A 4,210-nucleotide genomic window follows, 5' to 3' on the forward strand; every position below is an offset into this window, starting at 1 on the left:
TTTGTATGATTTGTCTGGAACGAAACTCTCGAATAGGAAGAAGGAAACCGCCAAGACGCCAAGGCCGCCAGGATCGCCAGCGGAAATGGCAATAAACCAAAAAGAAGGGTTTATGGTTGGTTCACTTGGCGATCCTGGCGGCTCTTTACTGGCGTCCTGGCGGCTTCTTCTTCTATTTGTGATGGGGTGGTGACGACGAGGTAATCGGGAAACGGCGGGGCGCGTGAGAGGTCGGCTTCGAGAATCTTCAAGGTGTCCGACGGCGCGCTGCCGTCGCGTGTGTCGGTGTCGCGGAAGCCGTTGAACTTGAAGGCGACGAGCATGGCGCGGTTTCGATCCGTGGGGACGAAGTCGGCCAAAAGGCGGACGCCTGCGCGTGCGGCCTCGCGCATGATGAAGCCGAGAAGCACGGTGCCGACGCCCCGCGACATCACGCGGCACGACATCAATAGTAACCGCAAATGCCATGTTGTCTCGTTCTTCTCGACCAACGCAAGTCCGATTTTGCCATACGAACCATAAACGTCGGTGAGCTCGCACATGTAGAGCGCGTGCCGATCGGAGCGTCGAAATGCATCGAGCTCCTCGTACGAATACGTCTTACCCGTGGCGTTGAGTTGGTTCGTGCGCACGGTCAGCTCCACGGCGCGCTCGAGGTCGTGCTCCCCGGCACGCGAGATGGCGAAGCGCATGCCCAGGCTCTCCAAGAACGCCTCGTTTGGCCCGGTGAAGGTCTCCTCGGCGCGTTTCCGCTGGTCGTCCTCGACGTACATCTGCCGCCGGCGCGCGGAATCGGAGGTAATGAACCGGGGAATCAAACGCCGATCGGCCACCAGCTCGCCATAGGTCTCGGCGGCCGCACATTGAACTTCCGTGTGCGTCGTGGCGACTTCATCGCGCTCGAAAGGATCGTCATCGATGAACAGAATGCTGTCGGCGCCGATGTTGAGATTCTGCCGAATGCGCGCGATGGATTCCGATTTCGCGCCCCAATGGATCTCCGGATAGAGAAAATAGTCCCAGAGCCCCTCCTCGCGAAGCTTGGCCGCGGCGTCCTCGAAATTGTTCTTGCTGGCAATCGAAAGCAAAATACCGCGCTCGTCCAAGGTGCGGAGGATGGTCGGGATCTCCGGCTTCAGCGCGACGGTGCCCGATTCGGTGAGCACGCCGTCCCACAGCGTGCCGTCGAGGTCCCACACCACGCACTTGACGTCTTTTCCGGTCGCCTGGGTCATGGTGTCTCCGCGTAATCGAAAAAGCCTTTTCCACTCTTTCGACCGAGCTGGCCGGCGTCGACCATCTTGACCAAGAGCGGGCAGGGGCGGAATTTGGGATCGCAGTAGCTTTGGTAAAGCACTTCCAAAGAATGGAGAATCGTGTCCAACCCGATCAGATCGCCGGTGGCCAGTGGCCCCATTCGGTGGCCGAAGCCGTCGGTGAAAATGCGGTCCACCTTGTCCGGTGAGGCCACGCGATCTTGCACGACGAATGCCGCCTCGTTGATGGTGAGCATCAAGATGCGATTGGTGACGAAGCCCGGGCTGTCGTTGACCACCACGGCCTCCTTGCCGAGGGAGCGGAGCAGCGCTTCGGCCTCGCCGATGGTTTCTTTCGAGGTATGGTGTCCGACGATCACCTCGACGAGATGCTTCAACGGCACGGGGTTGAGCAGGTGCATGCCGATGACCCGATCGGGGCGCGACATCCACGAGCCGACCTTGGTGATGGAGATGCATGACGAGTTCACCGCGTACACCGTTTCCGGGGACAGCAATGGCCCGAGCTCGCGGTAAACGCGTTGCTTGGCCTCGATGTTCTCCACGATGTTCTCGATGACGAAGCTCACCTCGTTCGCGTGCTCGTAGCGCGTGGTCATCACGATGCGCGCCAGCACGTCGTCCAATTGAATGCCGGCGTACCGCTTGCGATCCATGAGGTTCACGAGCCGCCACAACTCGGTAAAACGGGTCTTGGCACGGGCGAGTGCGCGTTCGTCGATGTCTTTCAGAATGACCGAGTGGCCGTGGCTCGCCAGATCGAGCGCGAGATCGGCTCCCATCGTGCCGGCGCCGACGACCAATATCGTACTTCCAGAGCTCATTGAACAATCCTCCTTCGCCGGCAGACGGCGCCCATCATGTCGTAAACGTACCCGCGGCTCGTCTCGACCCGCTCGACGTCGAAGCCATGGCCTTCGAGCATCGTTTGAAATTCGCGTGCGCTCCAGAGCTCGCGGTACCCCAGATTGAGCTCCGGGTGAAGTTCGTAAAACAGTCGCGATAGTGGTGTATCCATCGGCACCAAAAGAAGCAACCGGCCGCCGTCGTGGAGATGATCGGTATGCGCGCGCAAAATATCCGTCTTGTCCGCAAAGTGCTCGATGACGCCGAAGCTGCACACGACATCGAAGCGCTCGGCCGGGCGATAGGAAAAGAGGTCGGACATCACGTAATCGATGCTCGATTTGGTGTCGTCGTCGAGCGCGTCGAAGGCCCGGCGTGCTTCGGCGTTGTTGTCGACCAGGGTGCCTTTCATGCCGTAGGTCGAAACGAGCCAGCGCGTGAGAAATCCCGTGCCGGCGCCCAGCTCGAGGACGTTGCGCCCGCGCGTTGCCGACGGTGCCTCGAGGTCCCGGAGCAAGGCGCGGAGCATGCGGGTCACCACGAAGGTGAACTGCGGGCGGCTCTCTCGAAGAAGGCCCCGAAGGTCATTGACCAAGGTGAGTGGATCCACTTGGCCGAGGTGCCGATCGACATTGCCCCGTGCGAAAAAGTCGGACCAATCGAACGCGGCCCCGCGGTCGGGGAGCATATTGCGTGTCAAGTACATGGATATTCCTTCGTTCGGGTGAAATCAGGGCTGCCCGCCGAGGGCGCGGTAGATCATTCCGGGGGAAAGAAGCGCGGACGGTGGACTCACCAAGTGGAGGACTTCGAGCATCCGCTGGCTGACGGTCGCGGAGACCGAGCCCGCGCGCATCAACCGCTGCATGTACCAATTGGCCATGCGCCGTACCGCGGCGATCAGAAAGGGCGTGGGCCCGGCGGTGCCGGGAAGGGTCAAATCGCCGCCGGTGGCCATTTGCCAAAGCGGAACGACCGATTTCGCCGCACGCCGGTAGAAGGCGCGGGCGAGTTGCTCATCCAGTCCGGCGGTCTGCTCCAGCGTGGCATCCAGGGCCTCGGCCTGCAAGGTCGCCGACGTCATTCCCTGGCCGTAAACGGGATTGAGGCTGCATATGCCATCGCCCAACACGACCAGGCCGTGCGGCAGGCGCGTGGCCCGGGTAAAGTGGCGCAATTGGCTGGAGAGAAAGCGATACCCGACGACGGGCCCGAGCGGCTCGGATCGGGTCAAGAGATCGGCCACCACGGAGGAGGGTAAGCTTTTGGCGAATGCCAAATAGCCGGCGTCGTCAGTCGGCGGATGATCGCCGTGATACCCCGCGAGCGTCACCACCCAGCGGCCGCGTTCCATGGGATACAAGGCGCACAATCGCGTGGGCGGATCGGCGGAGACCATGGCAAAGCGCCAATCGCGCGTTTCTCCGGGCGGCGGACGAATCACACGGGTCGCGTAGCCCACGTCGATGGTGACGTTGTCCGTGGGCGGCGCCTCGTAGCCGAGCGGCGCGAGCCAGCGAAGCGAACGGGCTCCCCGGCCCGATGCGTCCACCACGAAGTCGGCGCGGTAGCTGATTCCATTGCCCAGCCGCACGCCGGTGATGCGCCGGCCGTCTTCGGTGCTCGTGAGATCGGCAACCGAGGTGTCGGCGCGCAGGATCACGCCGCGCAGATCGCGAACGCGTTCCCGTACGTAGTACTCGAGCAACGAGCGCGAGCAGGCGGGCATTTTCAAGTCGGAATCGAAGCGAATGCGCGTGCCCCCATTCATGTAAAAATGCCCGTCGCGCGTGAGGCTGATGGGAACGGCGCCGCCGGCGATCAATTCATCGGTGAATCCCGGGAACCAGCTTTCCAATCTTCGCTGGCCGGCGATGAGGAGACCGTGAAAATGGCGGCCCTGGGGAACCCCGCGTCGATCAGCCGGGCTATTGGGCAATGCATCGCGCTCGAAAATGGTAACCGTTTGAAAGTGATTGGCCAATGCGCGCGCGGCGCATAGACCGGCCATGCTCGCGCCAATGACGATGGCCGCACCACGCGGATGATCGAGTTGCTTGGACATGGATTCTCCGTTTTGGGTTGAA

The 4,210-nt window shown here is 61.9% G+C and carries 4 protein-coding genes; all 4 read right to left on the bottom strand.

Annotation, left to right across the window (positions count from 1 at the left end; all coding sequences use genetic code 11):
* Positions 1 to 110: 110 nt before the first annotated feature.
* Genes LZC95_05070 through LZC95_05085 form a run of 4 tightly spaced genes read right to left on the bottom strand, consistent with a single transcriptional unit; the run spans position 111 to position 4,188 of the window.
* Positions 111 to 1,235: an HAD-IIIC family phosphatase gene (locus tag LZC95_05070; GenBank protein ID WXA96206.1), complete on the bottom strand. Its 1,125-nt coding sequence runs from the start codon at positions 1,233 to 1,235 to the stop codon at positions 111 to 113.
* Positions 1,232 to 2,101, bottom strand: coding sequence for a 3-hydroxyacyl-CoA dehydrogenase NAD-binding domain-containing protein (locus tag LZC95_05075; protein ID WXA96207.1), 870 nt, complete (start codon positions 2,099 to 2,101; stop codon positions 1,232 to 1,234). The genes LZC95_05070 and LZC95_05075 overlap by 4 nt, the downstream gene beginning before the upstream one ends.
* Positions 2,098 to 2,829 carry a class I SAM-dependent methyltransferase gene (locus LZC95_05080; protein WXA96208.1) on the bottom strand — a complete coding sequence of 244 codons (732 nt, stop codon included), beginning with the start codon at positions 2,827 to 2,829 and terminating at the stop codon, positions 2,098 to 2,100. The genes LZC95_05075 and LZC95_05080 overlap by 4 nt, the downstream gene beginning before the upstream one ends.
* Before the next feature lie 24 nt (positions 2,830 to 2,853).
* Positions 2,854 to 4,188 (bottom strand): hypothetical protein, encoded by a 1,335-nt coding sequence (locus tag LZC95_05085; protein ID WXA96209.1) that lies wholly within the window; start codon positions 4,186 to 4,188, stop codon positions 2,854 to 2,856.
* Positions 4,189 to 4,210: the final 22 nt, after the last annotated feature.

Source organism: Sorangiineae bacterium MSr12523, assembly GCA_037157775.1.
Taxonomy (GTDB): Bacteria; Myxococcota_A; Polyangia; order Polyangiales; family Polyangiaceae; genus Pendulispora; species Pendulispora brunnea.